This is a genomic window from Dysgonomonadaceae bacterium zrk40 (genome assembly GCA_016916535.1).
Classification (GTDB): Bacteria; Bacteroidota; Bacteroidia; order Bacteroidales; family Dysgonomonadaceae; genus Proteiniphilum.
This window is the reverse complement of the sequence record CP070276.1, coordinates 1,360,807-1,380,685: the sequence shown is the minus strand read 5'-3', so window position 1 is coordinate 1,380,685 and position 19,879 is coordinate 1,360,807. Positions and strand designations below refer to the sequence as shown.

Sequence of the window (19,879 nt, the reverse complement as noted above, 5' to 3'; positions counted from 1 at the left end):
GGTTAGTGTCTGTCACAGCACCAGCCCTTCGAACAACCGTTGAAACGTCTTTTCAAGATCACTGCATTTGCCCGGATGGGTGGGAGAGGTCTGGATGATGCTGCTGCGTGTGGCGGTGAGCCAGCGAAACCGCTCCGGTATGGGGAGTGCGGCTATGGGTCCGCACCGCGCCTCACCATCAGCAATGCAGCGCAGTGTCTCCAGGTTTTCGATCACCTCCTCATAGGATGCCTCCGGCTGCATCAGACGAAACTTCTCGGGACAGAGATGGAAAGCCAGCCGGATATACTTCTCCTCCTTCGAGAAGAGGACCAATCCCACGTTGAAGAACTCCTCCCGTTCCACCTTCGGCACCAGCCGGATAGCGGCGTAGTGGTATAGCTTATCCTCTTGCATCGCGGGCACTATTTAGAAATTGCTCACTGTTGTGCAAACGGGACAGCAGGAAACGGAAGTAGACCTCCCGGATCTCTGCCGGTGTTTCCTCGGTGTGACGCCATTTCAGCCACTCATCAGGGATCAGGTCGGTCACTTCCCTCAACCGTTCTTCCGTGAGGATCTCCCGGGCAAGGCGGTTGGCCTCCTCCAGCATGGTCGCCTGTGAGAGCAACACGTGATCCTTGATATGCGGGAATGGGTTCAGGGCATGTCGCTCAAAGTCGCTCCAGCTGTGGTGGAAGTAAAAGGATGCACCGTTGTCGATCACCCAGAGCTCGCGGTGCCACCACAACAGGTTGGTGTTATTGGCGGTGCGGTCGATATTGGTGGTGAAGGCGTCGAGCCATACAATCTTTGATGCCAGAAGCGGGTCCACCTGCATGGTGGGGTCGTAGGCGAGGGCTCCCGAAAGGAAGTGCATTCCCAGGTTGAGACCCTCGCTCGCCTTGAGCAGGTCCTGTATTTCCTCATCTCCTTCGGTGCGACCGAACTCTTCACCCAGGCGGGCAAACACCAGCTCGGGGATCTGCAGTCCCAGCAGTTTGGCGATGGCTCCCCCCAGCAGCTCGGAGACCAGCATCTTGGTGCCGTGGCCTGCACCGCGGAACTTCAGCACATAGCTGAAGCCGTCGTCAGCATCTGCCAGTGCCGGGAGTGAGCCACCTTCCCGCAGGGGGACAATGTAGCGCGTCACCTCGACGGTGCGCAGTGAGAGATCTTGTTTCATCGGCATCAAAGATACTACATCCTATCCAATTTCGTCTGATTCGAGCAACATACATCCGGCGGCGTAGAGCTCGTTCAGTGCCTTCCTGTCATCCCCCGGCTGCAGGTTCACGGCCGCGATTGCATCGGTGACCACGCAGGTATGAAACCCCTCCCGCAGCGCATCCAGGGCTGTGGCCTTCACACAGTAGTCGGTGGTAAGTCCGCACACATACAGCGCCTGAATATCATGTTCCTTCAGGAACGCGCTGAGGGAAACGTTGGTTGCTTCGAAGGCGGAGTAGCCGTCGTCCCTGTTGTCGGTTCCTTTGTATAGCTTCAGGGCTATTTTTTCGCTGTCCAGCTCCGCATGAAAATCGGCGCCATGTGTGCCGGCCACACAATGAACCGGCCACTTCTCAAAATGCACCGATTCAGACGGGTGCCAGTCTTGCGACGAGATCACAATATCGAATTTGTCGATGAACCCGTTTATCACCGGGACAACCTTATCACCGTCTTTTACGCCGAGGGCACCCCCGGGGCAGAAGTCGTTTTGCACATCGACGATGAGCAATGCTCTTTTTGGCGTTTTCTTTTTTGTTTCCATACGGCAATATAACAACGGAGCGGGTTTCAAGTTCAACAGTATGGCGGGGATGCAAATAAATTGCTCACGCAGTAGAACAATCTAACTTTTATTGTGCTACTTTTGCATCCGATTTTTTTGATATCCATATGAATTATCTTCTTACGATCTCCTTGCTGCAGCTCAAGGTGATTCAGGAGGTGATCACCCTCACCGTCTTCGTGATCTTCTCTTCCCTCGCTTTTCAGACACAACTGCGGATGAACCACCTGATTGGCTTTGTGCTGCTGGTGCTGGCCGTCTATTTTATCTTCAAGAACTGAACCCAGACAATTTTTGTTGTATCCGCTCTCAACGGTCGTGGGCATCGTTCCCGGAAAAAATAAAGAAAAAAATCACTAATTGTAGTGATTGACGGGTGTACTGGAATGCTGTTACTTTGTATTTTTAAAAATCATTCAACAGCTAATCATATGAAATATTTGTTTTTGACGTTATCACTTTTATGCAATATCCTCTTTCTCTATCCCGTAGAGCCGGAAACGGTGAAAGAAACGAACCCGCAAGACACCGTGAAGGTCTACTACCTCGATGAGGTGGTGGTTACCTCTTCTGTAAAGGAAACCAACGACTTGCGCAACATGCCCACCGCTGTCTCGGTGGTGTCGCCCAAGCAGCTGAAGGATAGCCAGATTGAGTCACTCCCGGAGATGAGCTCCTACGTGCCAAACTTCTTCATCCCCTCCTACGGCTCAAAGGTATCCACACCCATCTACATCCGCGGCATCGGTGCCCGCCTGGGATCACAGACGGTGAGCCTCTATGTGGATAATATGCCCAGCTTTAACCCCTCGGCATTCGATTTCGAGTTCCAGGATATCCAGCGTATTGAGGTGCTGCGTGGCGCACAGGGGACACTCTACGGCAGGAACGCCATCGGGGGAATCGTCAACCTATACACCCTCTCGCCGCTCACCTTCCAGGGCAGCACGGTGATGCTGGGCGGTGGCAACCATGGGCAGTTCTCGGTGAAAGGATCTAACTACAGCCGGCTGAGCGACAAGTTTGGTGTCTCGGTGGCAGCCTATTACAAGAAAGACGACGGTTTTTTCAGAAACAACTATACCGGCGAGAATGCAGATGCCACTGAGAATGCCGGGGGACGGCTCAAGATGGAGTGGGAGGTGACCCCCTCCTTCAAGGCTCTGCTCTTTGGCAACTACGATTATGTGTCTGGCGGGGCTTTCCCTTACATGCACCGTGACTCTTCGGAGGTCAACTACAATGAACCCTCCTCCTACGACCGGCACCTCTTCAACAACGGGCTGTCGCTCGACTTCCGCGGTGATGGCTACAGCGTGCATTCCACCACCGGGTACCAATTCCTGAAAGATGATATGAAGATGGACCAGGATTACACGCCTCGTTCTGTTTTCTCGATCAACCAGAAACAAAAACAGCACTCCCTGAGCCAGGAGATCACCGTGAAGTCGGACAACAGCCGCCCCTACAGATGGGTGGTGGGAGCCTTCGGCTTTTACGACCACCGGGTGATCGACACACCCGTAGCAATCAAGGAGGATGGGATGGTGAGCATGCAGGGACACCTTGATGCCGCCATGGAACGTATGGGAGCACCCCTCCGCATCGTCTATGCCAACGACCGGATCGACCTGCCGGGTGTATACACCAAACCATCACGCGGCGCGGCACTTTTTCACCAGTCCACCCTGCAAAATCTTTTCAGTGTGCAGGGGCTCTCAGCCACCGCCGGCATTCGCTTCGACTATGAACATACCGGCATCGACTACACCACCGAGAGTGAAGGAGGCGATGTGAACCTTGTGTTCAACATCCCCGGTAGGCCCATGCCGCCCATGTTCGTGGAGGGTGATACCCTTATGGAGGGGAGCTACAGCAAGGATTTCTGGGAGATACTGCCCAAGTTCGCCCTGCAATACCAGTTCACTCCCACTGCCCATATCTACCTTTCGGCCTCCAAGGGATACAAGACAGGGGGTTACAACGAACAGGCCTTCTCCAAACTATTGCAAAATGCACTGGCAGCATCCATTATGCGCAATGCAATGGCAGGAATGCCGGGTGGTGGCGGTGCTCCCGGCGGTTCATCTGCTGAGGAGCCCACCCTCGAGGAGCAGCTCTCATACGACCCCGAAAGGAGCTGGACCTATGAGCTGGGCGGACGGTACCAGATGTTGGACAACCGGCTCTCTCTGAACTACGCAATCTTCTACACCCGTGTGAACAACATACAAATTATCAAGCTGGTGGACCAGGGTACGGCAGGCCGCGTGGTGACCAATGCGGGTGAGTCTGACAGCAAGGGCTTTGAGCTGAGTCTGAAGTATATGCCTGTGAGCGGTCTCTCCCTCTTTGCCGACTATGGCTTCGCCGACGCCCGCTTCCGCAACTACGACATCTCGGAAGAGCAGGATTATTCCGGGAACCATATTCCCTTCGCACCACAAAACACGCTGAGCCTGGGTGCCGGTTATGTGCACCGCCTCCCTTACGGATCATTTGTTGAGAGGCTCTCGGGGAACTTACAATATGCCGGTGCGGGCAGGATCTACTGGACGGAATCGAACACCGATTATGAAGGCAATGAGCTCTATCAACCATTCTACGGAGTGGTGAATGCAAGTGTGACTGCTGAGAAGGGTGCCTTCAGCCTGGAACTTTGGGCTAAAAACCTTTTCAACCGGAAGTACCATGCCTTCTATTTCGAGGCATCGGACATGAACGGAAACGTGAATCCCTTCGTGCAACGCGGGAATCCCACCCTGGCGGGTGCCACCCTGCGCTACACCATCAGCAGATAAGCATAAGATTTATAGTGTGATCCTGCCGGTAAGCAACAATCCGGCAATCAGGGCAGAAGTGCCCAGCAAAAGGATGATAACAGCCCACTCCCACGGTTTGGGCTGTTTTTTTTGTTCCCGCTTAGCCCGTAGGAAGAGGAGCGAGCCGATGCCGTAGAAGAGCACCGAGAGGATCAGGTAGCGGATTCCCACTGCATAGATCACGTAGAGGGAGTAGAGCGTGCCCAGAAGTGCGATGACAAGGTGCCGGGACGATTCCTGTTTGCGGAGGGAGAAGGCGGTTTTCACCGCGTAAAGCGACGAGAGCAGGTAGGGAATCAGCACCAGCGTAGTGGCGATGGTGATGGCTGCCAGGTAGGTCTCATTGAGTCGTGGCGAGAGGATGGAGAGCAAAAAGAGCTGCGTGAAGCACTGCGTCATCAGCAGCGCGTTCACCGGTGTCCCCTTTCGGTTGGTCTTCTGAAAAACACGGGGCAGCACGCCATCGCGCGCAGCAGTATAGAGCGTCTCCACAGAGAGCAGGATCCATGAGATGCTCGCTCCCAGTACCGAGATCATGATCCCCAGCCGGATTACAAGACCACCCGCGGCACCTACTGCTGTACGTTCCAGCACCAGCGCCAGTGGTGTCTCGGAAGCGGCCAGCTCACGGGCAGGCACCGACGACATGGCGATGAAGGTGAGCATCATGTAGATGGAGAGCACCACCAACAGCGAGATGATGATGGATAGGCGCACCGTGCGCTGGCTCTTGGCCCTGCCGGAGAGGACCGACGCTGCCTCGATGCCGACGAAGCACCAGAGCACCACCGCCATCGCCTCCTTCACCTGCATGAGTGGTGTGGTGTCACCGCCGGTGGAGGCCAGCTGTCGCTGCCAGTTCTCCACCATAAAAAGGTCACTCCGCACCAGTGCGAATCCCAGCAGGATGATCAGCAGGATGGGGATCAGCTTGGCGGCCGTGACAATGAAATTGAGGATGGCACCTTCACGGATACCAGCCATCAGGATGGCATGGAAGGACCAGAGCAGGGCCGACCCAATCAGGAAAGCGGTGAGCGGTGAGAGTGCACGCTCACCCAGCAGATCGTTCAGCGTCTTGAAGAAGAGCGCCAGGTAACTGACGTTGCCGAGCCACCCTACCGACCAATAGCCCCAGGCGGAATTGAAGCCCATATAATCGCCGAAGCCGTCGCGCGCATAGGCATAGACTCCACTTTTCAGCTCCGGCTTCCTTCCGGCGAGATAGACAAAGACCAGGGCGAGCATCAGTGCACCAAACCCACCAATCACCCAGGTGATCAGGGTGCCTTGTGGATTGGCCACACTGATCAGATCCCTGGGCGAGTTGAAGATGCCCGATCCGATCATCGACCCCAGGGCAACGAAGATCAGCAGCCACAATCCCAGCTTGTCATCCTTTGCTTTCATCCGAACAACCATAGCAGCAGTGCCACCACCACGAGGGAGGGTAGCATGTTCATGACGCGTATCTTCTGAATGCCCAGGATGTTGATCCCCAACCCGATCAGCATGATGCCCCCCACGCTGGTCAACCCCAGGATGATCTCCCCCGTGAAGAAACTGCCCGCATAACCGGCCAGCAGGGTGAGTGACGCCTGGAAGAGGAACAGAGGCACTGCCGAGAGGGCGACACCCACGCCAAAGGCAGAGGCCAGCAGGATGGCCGAGAAGAAGTCCATCAGCGACTTGGTGTAAAGCAGGTCGGGGGAGCCGCCGGTTCCCTCCTGGATGGTACCCAGGATGGTGAGTGACCCCACACAGAAGAGCAGAAACGCGGTGACCAGTCCCTCGGAAAACTTTTCGCTGCCAATACGGAAGCGATGTTTGATGCGGTTGCTCAACCGCTCAGCCGCCTGCTCGATGTCAATCCATTCGCCCAGTAACGAACCGATGGCAAGACTGCTCACCACAATCAGGATGTGCTCCATCTCCACAGCCATGGAAGCGCCGATGGCGAGCGTGAAGAGCCCTATGGCCTGAAAGTAGATGGTGGTGATCCGTTCCGGCATCCGCTTCTTGAGCAGCAGCCCGATCACGCCGCCGCCAATCACGGCTGCTGTATTTACCAGGGTTCCTATCATCGTCAGTTTAATTTACAAAGGGCAAAAGTATTAAAAAAATCGTCAGCAATGGTGGATTAAGCTTCTTTTCATCGCATCAAAGCCCTCTCAAGTTCCTGTGATCTGCAACCCTGAATGTGACCTAAAACGGTTTATATTTTTTATCTTTGTGTTTTCGTAAAAAACCACTAAGATTATAAAGAAACAACTATGTACAACTGGTTTGAGTGTAAAATTAAATATGACAAGATGCTGGAGACCGGCATGCAAAAAACAGTGACCGAACCCTACCTGGTAGATGCCCTCTCTTTTACAGAGGCGGAGGCACGCATCATCGAAGAGATCAAACCCTTCATTTCGGGTGAGTTCTCCGTCTCCGACATCAAACGGGTGAAGTATAGCGACTCCTTCTTCAACGAGACCGGAGATCGGTACTACAAGGCACGGCTCCACTTCATCACCCTCGACGAAAAGAGCGGTGCCGAGAAGAAGACCGCGGTTAACATGCTGGTGCAGGCCTCCGAGCTGAAAGAGGCGGTGGAAATAGTGGAAACGGAGATGAAGAAGACCATGATCGACTACGCGTTCGCCTCGGTGACGGAGACGGCAATCATGGATGTTTTCCCTTACACGGGAGAAAAGGCATCGAAGGAAGAAGAATGAACATTGCAGCACACATACAAAATCTGAGAGGATCTGTGCCGCCACAAGTGAAAGTGGTAGCAGTATCAAAGTTCCACCCCGCGGAGCAGATTCGCGAGGCGTACGATGCCGGCCAGAGGGTTTTCGGCGAAAGCCGCGTGCAGGAGCTGGTGAGCAAGCAGCAGGAGCTGCCGGAAGACATCGAGTGGCACTTCATCGGTTCTCTGCAGCGCAACAAGGTGAAGCTGATCGCCCCCTTTATATCGCTCATCCACAGCCTCGACAGCGAACGACTGATGCGTGAGATCGAGAAGCAGGGAGCGGCCTGCGGAAGGGTGATTGCCTGTCTCCTGCAGGTCCACATTGCCGAAGAGGAGACCAAGTCCGGTTTCTCCCCCGACGAGTGTCGTCGCTTCCTGGAGGAGGGCAGCTGGAGGGAGTGCTCCCACCTGCAGATCGCAGGGATGATGGGTATGGCCACCTACACCGAAGAAAGTGAGCAGGTGAGACGAGAGTTTCGGCAGCTGAGAAACCTTTTTGAAGAGTGCAAGGCGAAGCACTTCGCCAACGATCCTGCTTTCAGGGAACTCTCAATGGGGATGTCGGGCGACTATCCCATCGCCCTGGAGGAGGGGAGTACGCTGATCCGTGTGGGGACGCTGATCTTCGGTGAACGTTAAGTCCTGAAAGCATCTCTTGGCGTTCTTTTTTTTGATCAATTACCGGAATGATCGATAAAAAATATCTATATTTGTACAAACAATCATTTGAAAAACATTTGTCACCGACATGGTTACATTGGAAACAACCTTTGCGGGATTGAAGCTGAAGAATCCCCTCATAGCCGCCAGCAGCGGACTGACCAACTCTATGACTAAAATCAGGGAGCTTGAGGATGCCGGTATCGGCGCGGTAGTATTGAAATCACTTTTTGAGGAGCAGATTGAAAGTCACTCCGGGAAACTCGCACAACTCACTGACTACCCTGAGGCGGCCGATTACATCAATGCTTACGTGGAGATGAACCACACTGAAAAGTACCTCGATCTGATTCGCTCTGCCAAGGCCGAATGTGAGGTGCCCATCGTGGCCAGCATCAACTGTTACAAGCAGAGCCGCTGGATTGAGTTCGCCCGCAACGTGCAGGAGGCCGGTGCCGATGCACTGGAGCTGAACATCTTCCTGCTCAACGCCGGAGAGTATGGTGATACCTGGCTGGAGGAGTCATATGTCAACATCGTTCGGGAGCTAAAGAAGCAGCTCTCCATCCCCCTGGTGATCAAGATGGCGAAGAACATCAGCAACCTGCCTGGTCTTGTAGCCAAACTCAAGGCACTGGGTGCAAACGGAGTGGTCCTTTTCAACCGTTTCTACCAGCTAGACATTGATATCACCAACATGGAGATTGTCTCCGGACCGGTCTTCAGCAATCCTGCCGATTTTAGTGACACGCTTCGCTGGACCGCCATTGTAGCGGGTCGCGTCCCCAACTTCGATATTGCCTGCTCCTACGGGGTGCATGGCTGGGAAGATGCCGTGAAGGGAATTCTTGCAGGTGCGGGAGGCATCCAGCTCTGCAGCATGCTCTACGATCAGGGACCAGGAGCAGTAACAGAAATGCTCACCTGCATGGAGGAATGGATGGCGCAGAATAACTATGAAACGATTGATGCTTTCAGGGGAAAGCTGCACTATTCCAACATCAAAAACCCTTCGCTCTATGAGCGTGTGCAGTTCATGAAATATTTCTCGGATTACAAACAGTAGGATGAACATACAGCAACTTGAATACATTATCGCGGTGGACAACTACCGCCATTTCTCAAAGGCGGCAGAAGCATCGTTCGTGACCCAACCCACCCTGAGCATGATGATCCAGAAGCTGGAGGATGAGCTGGGAGTTAAGATCTTCGATCGATCACAGTTGCCGGTACAACCTACCGAGATCGGGACCAAGGTGATCAACCAGGCGCGACAAGCGTTGGCACAGGTGAACCAGATCAAGGAGATCATCCAGGAGGAGAAAGGAATCGTAAAAGGAATGTTCCGCCTGGCCATCATCCCCACCATCTCGACTTATCTCCTGCCCAAACTGATGCAGGTGCACCGCGACAGCCACTACGACATCCGTATCGTGATCTCGGAGCTGACCACAGACCAGATTCTCAGGGGACTGGCCAATGACACCATTGATGGTGGTATACTGGCCACACCACTCAAAGAGGCAGGCATCACCGAGCACCCCATCTACTACGAACAGTTCTTGGCTTATGTCTCACCCCAGGAGAAGGCGCTCTATGCCAAGACATCGCTCGAGGAGAGCGACCTCACAACTGCAAAGCTGTGGCTGCTTGACGAAGTGCATTGCTTTCGGACACAAATCCTCCACCTCTGCAACCTCAAAAAACGACGCAACAATCAGTCGATTTTCTCCTATGAGGCAGGCAGCATTGATACACTGATCAACATTGTTGATCAGAACGAAGGTTTGACAGTGATCCCGGAGATGGCGCTAGCCAATCTGAGCGAGACGCAACGCAAGAATGTACGCCCCTTCAGGAAAAATACACCTGTCAGGGAGGTGAGCCTGATCACCCGCAAGGAGTTCTTCCGTGAACGCCTGCTCAATATTATCATCGATGAGGTAAAGGCAGCGGTGCCCCGTTCACTTCAGGATGAGGCGATGAAGAAGTACGTGGTGCCGCTCTGAACAGTTCCAAATTTTTATCGTAATTTTGTGGGCTGATGGAAAATCGCGATTTATGAATCCCGAAACGATTATTGAGAAATATTACCGCAAGGGTACGAAACTGTACGACATCTATCTGTCTCACACCTCCGATGTGACCAACAAGGCACTTTCCATTGCCGCAAGGCATCCGGAGTTGGCGGTCGATGTGCGTTTCATCGAAGAGGCGGGAATGCTCCATGACATCGGCATCTATCTCACCAAAGCACCCCACATTGCCTGCGAGGGAACCCATCCCTACATCTGTCACGGCTTCCTGGGTCGTGAGTTGCTGACAGATGAGGGGTACCCGAAGCATGGACTGGTGTGCGAACGTCATACAGGCACGGGCCTTAGTTTGGAGACCATCATCAACCGGAAGCTGCCCATCCCGCACCGGGATATGCGGCCGGTAAGCCTGGAGGAGCAGATCATCTGCTTTGCAGACAAATTTTTTTCCAAATCGCAACTGGGCAGAGAGAAGCCGGTGAAAAAGATCCGGCAGTCGTTGAGCCGTCACGGCTGGCACCAGGTGGAAATCTTCGACGAGTGGTGTGAACTGTTCCTCTAGAAAAGCCATTTGGTCTCTTGGCTCCATTTTTTTGGCAAACTATTTGCAGTGATCATCCGTAGTAAAAGAATAACAATCGATATGACAAAAAATAAACATACGCAAAAGGATCCCATTGAGAGGGAGGAAGAAATCATTGAGGAGGCTGCATTTCTACAGGATGAACCTGTGGGTGCAGCAAATGAGGACAACATGGCAGAAGATGAGCATCCGTTGACGGATGAGCTACCCCAACTGCAGGATAAATATGATGAGCTGAACAACAGTTACCTGCGACTGCATGCCGAGTTTGACAACTTCCGGAAACGGACATTGAAAGAGAAAGCCGATTTGATTAAAAACGGCGGTGAGCGGGTATTGGTCGATATCATCGGGCTGGTGGACGATTTTGAAAGGGCACTCACCGCACTGCACGCAGCTGAAGACAAGGATGCGATGCTGGAAGGAATGGACCTGATCTACGGCAAGTTCATCACCTTCCTTGGTCAGCATGGCGTGAAGGAGATCGAATCAATCGGACAACCGTTTGATGCCGACCGGTTTGAGGCGGTGACAACCATCCCGGCTCAGGAAGAGGCGCAGAAAGGGATGGTGATCGACTGCATACAGAAAGGATATGAACTGAATGAGAAGATCATACGGTTCCCAAAAGTGATCGTGGGGGAATAAGATGGCAACAAAGAGAGATTTTTACGAGATACTTGAGATACCCAAGAGCGCTTCTGCCGAGGAGATCAAGAAAGCCTACAGGAAGAAAGCGATTCAGTTCCACCCCGACAAAAACCCGGGTGATAAGGAGGCTGAGGAGAAGTTTAAAGAAGCTGCAGAAGCTTATGAGGTGTTGAGCGACGAGAACAAACGTGCCCGTTACGACCAGTTCGGCCATGCCGGAGTGGGTGGTGCTGCCTCCGGCGGTGGATTTGGAGGTGGCATGTCGATGGATGACATCTTCTCGCAATTTGGCGACATCTTCGGTGGCCATTTTGGCGGTTTTGGCGGCTTCGGTGGCTTTGGCGGCAGCCAACGCGGCCGGCGAGTGAACCGTGGATCTGACCTGAGGGTAAAGGTGAAGCTCACGCTCAAGGAGATTCTCAACGGTGTGGAGAAGAAGATCAAGGTGAAGAAATATGTATCCTGCTCACATTGTGAAGGCAATGGCTCGGAGCATGGTACTTCACAGTCTACCTGCGCTACCTGCAACGGTTCCGGCGTGGTCACACGCGTGGCCAACACCATTCTGGGACAGATGCAGACCTCATCCACCTGCCCCACCTGTAACGGTGAGGGCAAGACAATCTCCAAGAAGTGTGCCCACTGTAACGGTGAGGGCATCGTGCGTGAGGAGGAGGTGATCTCCATTCGTATTCCTGCCGGCGTGGCCGAAGGGATGCAGCTCTCCATGTCAGGCAAGGGCAATGCCGCTCGCAGAGGTGGCGTGAACGGTGATCTGCTCATCGTAATCGAGGAGGAGCAGGACCCCAACCTGATTCGCGACGAGAATGATGTGATTTTCAACCTCTTCCTTAGCTTTCCGACGGCCGCGCTGGGGGGGACCGTGGAGGTGCCCACCATCGACGGAATTGCGAAGGTGAAGATCGACCCGGGTACACAACCGGGCAAGGTGCTCCGCCTGCGCAACAAGGGGCTGCCATCCGTGAACGGCTACGGTAGGGGCGACGAGTTGATCAACGTGAATGTCTACGTACCGGAGAACCTCACTGACAAGGAACGCAAACAGTTGGAGGATATGAACAAATCGGAGAGCTTTGTTCCTTCAGCCTCCGCACGCAAAAGCGTCTTTAACAAGTTCAGGAAGATGTTCGACTGACAAAAAGCCTATTGACCCTGCTTTACAAGCAGGCTGTGAGGCCGTCTCATCATACAACATGAGACGGTCTCTTTTTTTTTCTGCCCTCCCTTATCTCTATTTTGGTGCAGTTTTGCTGCACGACACTTTTCAGAATCTGTTGCACCGGTCAAAGAAACCGATTGCTTCCAGCTCATTTTTGATTGCTGCCTCTTCCTGATCGCTGATGTTGCGGAAGGGAGTGCGGTTGATGCCCAGATCCAGTCCGATCAGCTTCATGATTCGTTTGCCGGCCACAATATTGCCCCTGTAGCGGGCGATGACGTTGATCACCTCCTGTGCATAGTTCTGGTGGGCGACCGCCTCTTCAATGTTGCCGCTGTTGTATGCGTCGATCACGCCCACCAGCGAACGGCCGATGTAGCTGCCGGTGCCGCTGATGCCGCCCTGTGCACCTCCCATCACCAGCGCGGAGAGGATGGTCTCATCCTGTCCGTGCAGCATGTCGAACTTGCCCTCCTTGTAGCGCATGCATTGGTTGTACTCGTAGAGGCTCTCATAGGTGAACTTGATACCAGCCAGATTGGGAATGAGGCCTTCAGCCTCCTGAAGGAAAGGTAACATGGGTAGGAAGACTCCGTTCAATGCCGGGATGTGGTAGAAGTAGAAGGGGAGGTTGGGTGCACCGCACGCGATCTCCTCGCAATACTTCACCAGCTCCTCCACTCGTCCTGCCTTGGGGAAGGGTGATGCCATGGCGCCGATGCCGAAGGCACCGATTTCCTGGGCATGTTGTGCCATGTGGTAGCTATCCTTGATGCAGGTGGCTCCCACGTGTACAATTACCTTGAATCCCTCCGGGGCTACAGAAATCCATTTCTCTGCCAGCTTCAGCCTTTCATCCACCGTGAGCATATAACCCTCACCCGAGGAGCCGTTGATGAACACTCCTTTCAGTCCATTTTTCTGCAACATGGCGGCATAGTCAGCCACCGGAGCCAGGTCCAGTTCACCCTTTTTGTCGAAAGGGGTGAAGGGAGCCACAATTAAACCTTTGATTTTTTCGAATTGCATATGTTTACATTTTTAGCATTCAGTATTCAGCATTTTCTTATTAGCCATGAACAATAAACAAACCAACTTATCCACTTTATTTCTTCATTCCCCGCCAGGTGTAGCGTCTAACCTCCTTTTTGTTGGGCAGCAGGTAGCTCACCGCCACGGCGATCAGGATTCCGGATGTCATGCCCAGGAAGCCGTAGAGCAGGAAGGAGATGGGGCTGTGAGCCCTGATCCAAAGGAGTATGATCAACCCGGCAATCACACCGCTGAGGGCTGCTCCCGATCCCACGCGGGGGAAGAAGATGCCCAGGATGAAGAGGGCCCCCAGTCCGCTGGTGAGCAGCCCCAGGAAGGTGTTGAACTGATCCCATAGCGAGGCGATGTTCCATGTGGCCAGCACCAGCGCCATGCCCAGTCCCAGGAGTCCGCAGATGATGCCGGACCAGCGTGCCACCTTCATCTGCGAGGTGAAGGAGCGCCCCGGGAAGAGGGTCTTGAAGAAGTCGGAGGTGATCACCGCCGAGGAGGAGTTGATGTTGGAGGAGAGCGTCGACATTGCCGCGGCGAAGATGGCGGCGATGAGCAGTCCCGCGAATCCTACCGGCATCTCAGAAACGATGAACTGCGGGAAGACCGAGTCGATGTTGGGATTGCTCACCATCATCAGCGAGGGATTGTCGTGGTAGAAGGCGAAGAGGCCGGTACCGATCAGGAAGAAGAGGATGGTGACCGGCACGCTCAGGATGCCGTTGAGCCAGATGCTGCGGGCGGTGGCCTTCTCATCTTTGGTGCTCATGTATCGCTGCACGATGGACTGGTCGCTGGTGTAAGTGATCAGCGAGTTAGCCACGCCGCCGATGAGCACCACCCAGAAGACCGGCTGTGTGAAGTCGAACCTGAAGTCGAAGGTGCGGAACTTGTGGAAGTCGACCGAGGTGCTCCAGAACTCACCCAGCCCCCCCTCGATGCCCATGATCATGAAGATGAAGGCGGCGATGGCACCGAAGACCAATATGAAACCCTGGATCACGTCGCCCCACACCACCGCCTCCATGCCGCCGCTGGTGCTGTAGATGATGGTGACGATGCCCATGATGAGGATAGATAGGTAGATGTTGAATCCCGTGACGGCGTTGAGTGCCAGTGAGGGGAGGAAGAGGACGATGGCGATGCGGCTCACCATGAAGAGGACGAACAGTGCCGAGGCGAGCCATCGCACGGCACGACTGAATCGTTCTTCCAGGTAGGCGTAGGCGGTGTCGAGGCTGAAGCGGCGGAAGAAGGGAAGGAAGTAGCGGATCACCACCGGCACGATCAGGATGATGGTGATGTTGAAGATGAGCATGCGCCAGTCGGTAGCGTATGTTTTTGCCGGTATGGAGAGGAAGGTGATGGCGCTGAGCGTGGTGGCGAAGATGCTGATGCCGGCTGCCCACCAGGGTATGCGTCCGCTCGCCTTAAAAAAGTCGTCGGTGTTCTTGTTGCGCTGCATGAAGAAGAACCCCAGCAGCAGCATCCCCCCGAAGTAGAGGGCCAGTACCAGGTAGTTGATCCAACCGAAGGAGGGTTGCGAGGTGTAGTATAGTCGGGTGATGAAGGGAGAGCGGATGCCCGGGCGTATCTCGCCGCCGGCGATATAAACGTTGCTGCCGTCAGAGACATCGGCGGTGACTGCCACGGGAGGGTTGGTAGTCTCACCCGCCTGAAACCAGCTGTCGGTGATGGTGTTGTAGACCAGTATGCGCCGGTTGAAGCCGGGGTGGTTCATCCAGAGAGAGTCCCTGACTTGCAGCTCCCCGCTGTGGATGGCTGCCTCCACCCGATTGAACACATCGCCGTTGTCACCACCGTAGAGGAGTATATGAGAGCCACCTACCGAAGAGGCGGTGGCCATCGCCAGCGGAAGAGGCTCCTCATTCTTCAGCTGGATGTCCCGTCTTTGAGACCAGCTACCCAGTGAAGGGCGGTAATGGTAAACAGTGGGATAGAAGGTGGTTGTCTCATTGTTTGCCTTTGCACGCCCCCCAAAGACATAGAGCGAAATCTCCTCACCATCCTGTTGTGCGGTGATGGTCGATCCGGAAACAGGCAGCGGAAAATGGGGGAGTGGCTGCCATCCGGCTTGAGGGTTATTGGTGTCGAGTGCCAGGAACTGATCGGATGAAGTGCCGTCCGTCTGCTCCCCCCCAAGCAGGTAGACGCGGCTGCCGACCAGGGTAGCGGTGGCATTCTTCACCGGCAAGGGAAGCGGTGGAAATGGGGTGACGGTGACCCTGCTGCCGTCGAAGGTGAGAAGCCGGCACTCCGCTGTGATGCCCTCCGGTGTCTGGCCACCCATGCAGAGGAGCCCCCCGGGTAGGGAGGCATATGCTCCCTCTGCCAGGGGCAGTGGCAGGTCGTTCCCCTCATAGATCATGCTGAAGGTAGCATCAGTCTGTTGGGAGAAGATTAATATCTTGTCGGAGAGCTGTTTGGAGCCATTCTCCCAGGGTTTGCTTTCCGGGAAGAAGGAACCGCCGGCCATGATGAACCAGCCTCCCTGCTTGCCGAAGAAGCTGCCGGCAAGTCCTTCGTGCAGGGTTGTGTCGGCCAGTGTCTCCATTGAGAAGAGATTGGTCTGGTGGAAGCTGTTCTTGGTGTAATCGTTCGCCGGCGCTTGTGTCAGCACCGAGACCAGCAAAATCAACAGGGATACTCTTTTTTTCATCTGCTCTTCAATCTTTACTGTTCTAACCTTTTTATCTCTTTTTTTCGGGGCTGTAGACCAGTCCCTCTACTCGTTCGCTTCCGTCGGGGGTGACGAACACAAAGGAAAACATCCATTTCTGCAATCGCACCTCCGGTGTGCTGAATTTAGCAATGGGCAGTTTGATCAGCACCTTGTTCCATCCTTTCTGCAGGGTTACCGGTAGCGGAGGACGGGCGGTGAAATTCTCATTCTTCAACGTGACCTCATTACTTTTTTCATTGTGATTGTTCTCCCAGCGTGGTGGGGCAATGGCTTCATCGTTGAGGAAGATGCGGCTTTGCCGGAAGTCCCACTCCCCCTGTGGCGGTGGCAGGTCGCTCTCGGAGCGGCTGTAGTCCTGCGTTGTGGCCCAGAGTCCTACTGTCTGCTCTGTGGGCGACCATACAAAGGTCCATGCGTAGGCGGTATGGTTCTCCTGCGGTTCATCGTAGAAGGCCGGGACGGTATTGCTGCCCCAGACGTGGCGCAGGTAGATGCCGGCGCCCACCGCGGGGTGTGATCCGTAGGTCGCGCCGTTGTGTTGGTAGCTGTCGCTCAGCGCTTCCTCCGGCGGGAATACTGCTGAGAGGTCGCCCTCGTTTGGGAAGGGGTCGCTGATACGCCACCGTATATCGGTCTGTTTCACATAGGGGAAGGGTAAGCCGGCAAAGGTGTGCTCGCTGTGCCAGAGCATGCGTCGTTCAAAGTCGGCAAAGGATTGGAAGGATTCATCTTTCTCATCAACCGGCAGGATGACACCCTTCTTGTTGAAGTATTCCGATCCGCCTCCGCGCCAGGCCCTTTCGGCCAGCGCGAGCATATTGGGGTAGAAGTGGTTCTGCAGCATGATCTGCTCCTCTTTCTCCAGGAGACGGTCGTTCCAGATGGCGAGGATGGCACCAGCGATGTCGTCGCTCCCCTTGTCGGTGTCATAGATTCTGCTGTTATAGAGGGCTACGATATCACCGAAGGCATCGAAGTGATTGATGTAGTGAAAGCGGGAATCGATGGCGGGGATGCCTGGCTGTGCCTTGCCGCGGTAACTCCATAGCTGCGTGGCATCGATCTCACCCGACTGGTATTTCCATCCCGGGTTCCAGGATATCACCTTCTTGCCCAGTCCCCTGATGTGTGACACCATTTCCGGCACGAAGGAGGGGTTGGTGAACTGCACCTCATCGGTGCCGATATGGATCCAGGGGGCATCGGGGAACACCTCGGTGCAGATCTCCTCCATCAGATCCTTTAATATCTTCATCCCTTCGGGCGATTGCATATCGTGCCCGGTGGCCCGCACGAAGGCGGCGCTGTGGCCCGGCATGTCTATCTCCGGTATCAGCAGCATGTTGTGGGCCCGGCAGTGGGCGGCGATCTCATGGGCATCTGCAATGGTGTAGTACTCTCCCGCCAGCCGTGTGAAGCTGCTGCTGTCGTTGAGTTGCGGATAGCGTTTGCTCTCCAGGCGCCACCCCTGGTTCTCGGAGAGATGCCAGTGAAATAGGTTGACCTTGAATTGTGAGAGGAGTGTAATCTGTTTCTTCAGTTCTTCCACTGAGATGAAGCTTCGACCCACGTCGTGCATGAATCCGCGCACACGGAAGGCGGGCCAGTCGGTGATCTCGAGCGCGGGGAGGCTGTTACCGTCTGAGGAGGCGACGAGCTGGTTCAGCGTCTGCCGGGCCCAGTAGATTCCTTTCTCCGTGGTGGCCTCCATCAGGATAGAGTCAGGTGTGATTTCCAGGCGATAGGCCTCGTCGGGGTTCACCTCTGCTGCGGGGATCGCATCCACCTGCCTTATGGTAATGAGCGATGGATCGGGTGCTCCCTGATGGAGACGGTGCTGTCCGGAGGGGGCCAGGGTGAGCATCTGCGGCTGCGGCAACAGCTGCAGTGATTGCTCTTTCTCTCCACTCCTGCAGGAGAGGAGCAGTAGTGAGGTTAGTAGGAATGTTGTGATCTTCATATCTGTTCTCTTTGTTATTCAGTTAAAGTGCTTCTGCTTTTACCCATTCAACCAGGTATCCCTTGTCGCCGGGATTGGTGTCGCTCAGGAGGTGGAGGTAGGAGAGGCCGTGGAGCGACTCGTTGGCCAGTGGGATCCGCATTCGTTGCTTACCGTCGACCGTGACCAGGACGTGTGGCCTGACCGCATCGAGGTCCCACTTCACCTCCAGCAGGTGTGGTTTATTGTCCTTGATTCTCAGCAGTACAGGGTTGAGCGGCACCGTGAAGGGTGCGAAGTGACGAGCTACTGTGTCGGTGGGGTTGAACCAGCGGTCGTTGAGCAGTAGCTTCCCTTTTGTATCGCTGCTGTTAAATTGGATGGAGGCGGTGATGTGTCCCCTGCGGAAGGCGGGGAAGTTCCAGACGGCACCCCTTACCGGGGTGAGCAGTGAGTCGTTCTCGATATACTGTATCTTCAGCTTTCCCTCCTCGAGGCTGCATCCCGCGGTGCGGTTGTAGCCGCAGTGCCCGACAATTCCCTTTAAGTAGCTGAAGAGGCTCCATTGTGCCAGCCCGTCGGTGAAGTCGCAGTAGCGCTCCTGTTCGTAGAGCCAGTCGGCATGAAACCGCACCATCACGCGGTGCAGCGGGTGCTGCCCAAGCGAGACCAGCAGTTCTCCCGGTGCCATCTCCACGAACTGGCTTTGGTGAACACTTTTGTCGATTCCCGGCGTCTGGCCGAAGTCCGCAGCATCGCGTCGCGGGTCGAGGTAGAGCTCGCGGAAACCCTGCCATGTCCTCCCCTCGTCGGAGGAGATTGCCGCGTGGATGGCGTTTCGATTTGTGAAGACATCGTCCCAGACGCCCGTAGTCTGGTTCACCTCCGGCAGCGGGGTGGTGTTGGACCATAGGAAGAGGATCCGTCCATCCTGCAGGCGGCCGATGGTAGGCATGGTGATGGTGCCGTAGAATGGTGAGGGAGCGGCTTCGCTCCAGGTAACTCCCCCGTCTTCCGAGAAGGATTGGTAGTGATGATCCTGCGAGGTGCGTATCAGCATCCAGAGACGACCGTCGCTCAGCTCCACCACTGTCGGCTCTGCGGCGCCGTGGTTCCAGCGAATGCCGTCGTGGAAACCGCCTCCCTGGTGATCGGGAGTTGTGATCAGCGATGAACGCTGCCAGTTGCGGCCGTCGTCGTCGGAGTAAAAGGTGAAGCATGCCCTGGGAAGTCCTTTCTGCAGGCCGTAGTGTCCGGCGACGATCATCCGTTTGCCCTGTCTTGTGAAGAGGGGTGGTTTTAGCATGATCGCCATGGTGTCAGATACTTTAAGCAACTCACGTCCACCCTCCAGACCACCCATGGTACGGATGGCATAGGTGCCCATCCCCGGTGCAGCTGTCAGCCGGATGTATTCGCCGCTGAGGGGGCTGCGGCTGTCGGCGAAGGGGATCTCCTTCGGGATGTTTACCTTCTTCCATGTGGATCCCTTGTCGTGGCTGGAGAGGTAGAAGGAACCCGGTTCCGCCTGCTCTCCATAGTTGTAGTGGCGGATCTCACCATCCTCCAGGAGTGAGAGGCCGATGTAGGCATCACTGGGAGGTGTTCCAACCACTTGCGGTGCCCATATCGTGCTGTCGGGAGCAGCTGCTACTGCCTCAGCTGCCGGAGCAACCGCGGCGGTGAAGAGCAACAGGAGTGAGGTTAGCGTGAGTTGATGCATGTTGTCAAATTTCTGGG

Annotated in this window: 18 protein-coding genes; 9 read left to right on the top strand and 9 right to left on the bottom strand. The window is 55.0% G+C overall.

Annotation, left to right across the window (positions count from 1 at the left end; genetic code table 11):
- Nucleotides 1-12: 12 nt before the first annotated feature.
- The 3 genes from JS578_05800 to JS578_05790 are packed head-to-tail and all read right to left on the bottom strand — an operon-like array spanning nt 13 to nt 1,753.
- Nucleotides 13-396, bottom strand: a complete 384-nt coding sequence (locus tag JS578_05800) for a DUF3037 domain-containing protein (GenBank protein ID QRX64742.1) — start codon at nt 394-396, stop codon at nt 13-15.
- Nucleotides 383-1,171, bottom strand: coding sequence for an aminotransferase class I and II (locus JS578_05795; GenBank protein ID QRX64741.1), 789 nt, complete (start codon nt 1,169-1,171; stop codon nt 383-385). The genes JS578_05800 and JS578_05795 overlap by 14 nt, the downstream gene beginning before the upstream one ends.
- 15 nt (nt 1,172-1,186) lie before the next feature.
- On the bottom strand, nt 1,187-1,753 hold the full coding sequence (locus JS578_05790; protein ID QRX64740.1) for an isochorismatase family protein: 567 nt from the start codon (nt 1,751-1,753) through the stop codon (nt 1,187-1,189).
- A gap of 128 nt (nt 1,754-1,881) precedes the next feature.
- On the opposite strand from JS578_05790, the gene JS578_05785 reads away from it, so the two are divergent.
- Together JS578_05785 and JS578_05780 are read left to right on the top strand one after the other, a co-directional pair.
- Nucleotides 1,882-2,055 carry a DMT family protein gene (locus tag JS578_05785; protein QRX64739.1) on the top strand — a complete coding sequence of 58 codons (174 nt, stop codon included), beginning with the start codon at nt 1,882-1,884 and terminating at the stop codon, nt 2,053-2,055.
- Between the two features lie 150 nt (nt 2,056-2,205).
- Complete coding sequence (locus tag JS578_05780; GenBank protein QRX64738.1) at nt 2,206-4,575, top strand: TonB-dependent receptor; 2,370 nt, start codon at nt 2,206-2,208, stop codon at nt 4,573-4,575.
- 9 nt (nt 4,576-4,584) lie between these two features.
- Here JS578_05780 and JS578_05775 read toward each other — a convergent pair whose 3' ends face one another.
- The gene (locus tag JS578_05775) at nt 4,585-6,006 is read right to left on the bottom strand and encodes an amino acid permease (protein ID QRX64737.1); all 1,422 of its coding nucleotides are present in this window, start codon (nt 6,004-6,006) and stop codon (nt 4,585-4,587) included.
- Entirely contained in the window at nt 6,003-6,680 is a 678-nt protein-coding gene (locus tag JS578_05770; protein QRX64736.1) for a DUF554 domain-containing protein, read from the bottom strand. Before JS578_05770 ends, JS578_05775 begins: the two co-directional genes overlap by 4 nt.
- 189 nt (nt 6,681-6,869) lie before the next feature.
- On the opposite strand from JS578_05770, the gene JS578_05765 reads away from it, so the two are divergent.
- From JS578_05765 to dnaJ, 7 genes are all read left to right on the top strand, one after another.
- Complete coding sequence (locus JS578_05765) at nt 6,870-7,322, top strand: DUF4494 domain-containing protein (GenBank protein QRX64735.1); 453 nt, start codon at nt 6,870-6,872, stop codon at nt 7,320-7,322.
- Nucleotides 7,319-7,981 (top strand): YggS family pyridoxal phosphate-dependent enzyme, encoded by a 663-nt coding sequence (locus tag JS578_05760; protein ID QRX64734.1) that lies wholly within the window; start codon nt 7,319-7,321, stop codon nt 7,979-7,981. The genes JS578_05765 and JS578_05760 overlap by 4 nt, the downstream gene beginning before the upstream one ends.
- 109 nt (nt 7,982-8,090) lie before the next feature.
- Complete coding sequence (locus JS578_05755; GenBank protein ID QRX64733.1) at nt 8,091-9,068, top strand: dihydroorotate dehydrogenase-like protein; 978 nt, start codon at nt 8,091-8,093, stop codon at nt 9,066-9,068.
- A gap of 1 nt (nt 9,069) precedes the next feature.
- Nucleotides 9,070-10,011, top strand: coding sequence for a hydrogen peroxide-inducible genes activator (locus JS578_05750; GenBank protein QRX64732.1), 942 nt, complete (start codon nt 9,070-9,072; stop codon nt 10,009-10,011).
- A 52-nt stretch (nt 10,012-10,063) separates the two neighbouring features.
- Nucleotides 10,064-10,600, top strand: a complete 537-nt coding sequence (locus JS578_05745) for an HD domain-containing protein (GenBank protein QRX64731.1) — start codon at nt 10,064-10,066, stop codon at nt 10,598-10,600.
- Between the two features lie 81 nt (nt 10,601-10,681).
- Nucleotides 10,682-11,269 (top strand): nucleotide exchange factor GrpE, encoded by a 588-nt coding sequence (locus JS578_05740; GenBank protein ID QRX64730.1) that lies wholly within the window; start codon nt 10,682-10,684, stop codon nt 11,267-11,269.
- Between the two features lies 1 nt (nt 11,270).
- Nucleotides 11,271-12,428 carry a molecular chaperone DnaJ gene (dnaJ, locus tag JS578_05735; GenBank protein QRX64729.1) on the top strand — a complete coding sequence of 386 codons (1,158 nt, stop codon included), beginning with the start codon at nt 11,271-11,273 and terminating at the stop codon, nt 12,426-12,428.
- Nucleotides 12,429-12,557: 129 nt separating this feature from the next.
- Here the strand turns inward: dnaJ and JS578_05730 are convergent, their stop codons facing one another.
- The 4 genes from JS578_05730 to JS578_05715 all read right to left on the bottom strand — a co-directional run bounded on the left by JS578_05730 (nt 12,558) and on the right by JS578_05715 (nt 19,862).
- Nucleotides 12,558-13,481, bottom strand: a complete 924-nt coding sequence (locus JS578_05730; protein QRX64728.1) for a dihydrodipicolinate synthase family protein — start codon at nt 13,479-13,481, stop codon at nt 12,558-12,560.
- Nucleotides 13,482-13,557: 76 nt separating this feature from the next.
- A complete protein-coding gene (locus JS578_05725) occupies nt 13,558-16,176 on the bottom strand; it encodes a sodium/solute symporter (GenBank protein QRX64727.1) in 2,619 nt (872 codons plus the stop codon).
- A gap of 31 nt (nt 16,177-16,207) precedes the next feature.
- Nucleotides 16,208-18,160, bottom strand: coding sequence for a family 20 glycosylhydrolase (locus JS578_05720; protein ID QRX64726.1), 1,953 nt, complete (start codon nt 18,158-18,160; stop codon nt 16,208-16,210).
- Nucleotides 18,161-18,182: 22 nt separating this feature from the next.
- On the bottom strand, nt 18,183-19,862 hold the full coding sequence (locus JS578_05715; protein ID QRX64725.1) for an exo-alpha-sialidase: 1,680 nt from the start codon (nt 19,860-19,862) through the stop codon (nt 18,183-18,185).
- Nucleotides 19,863-19,879 lie beyond the last annotated feature (17 nt).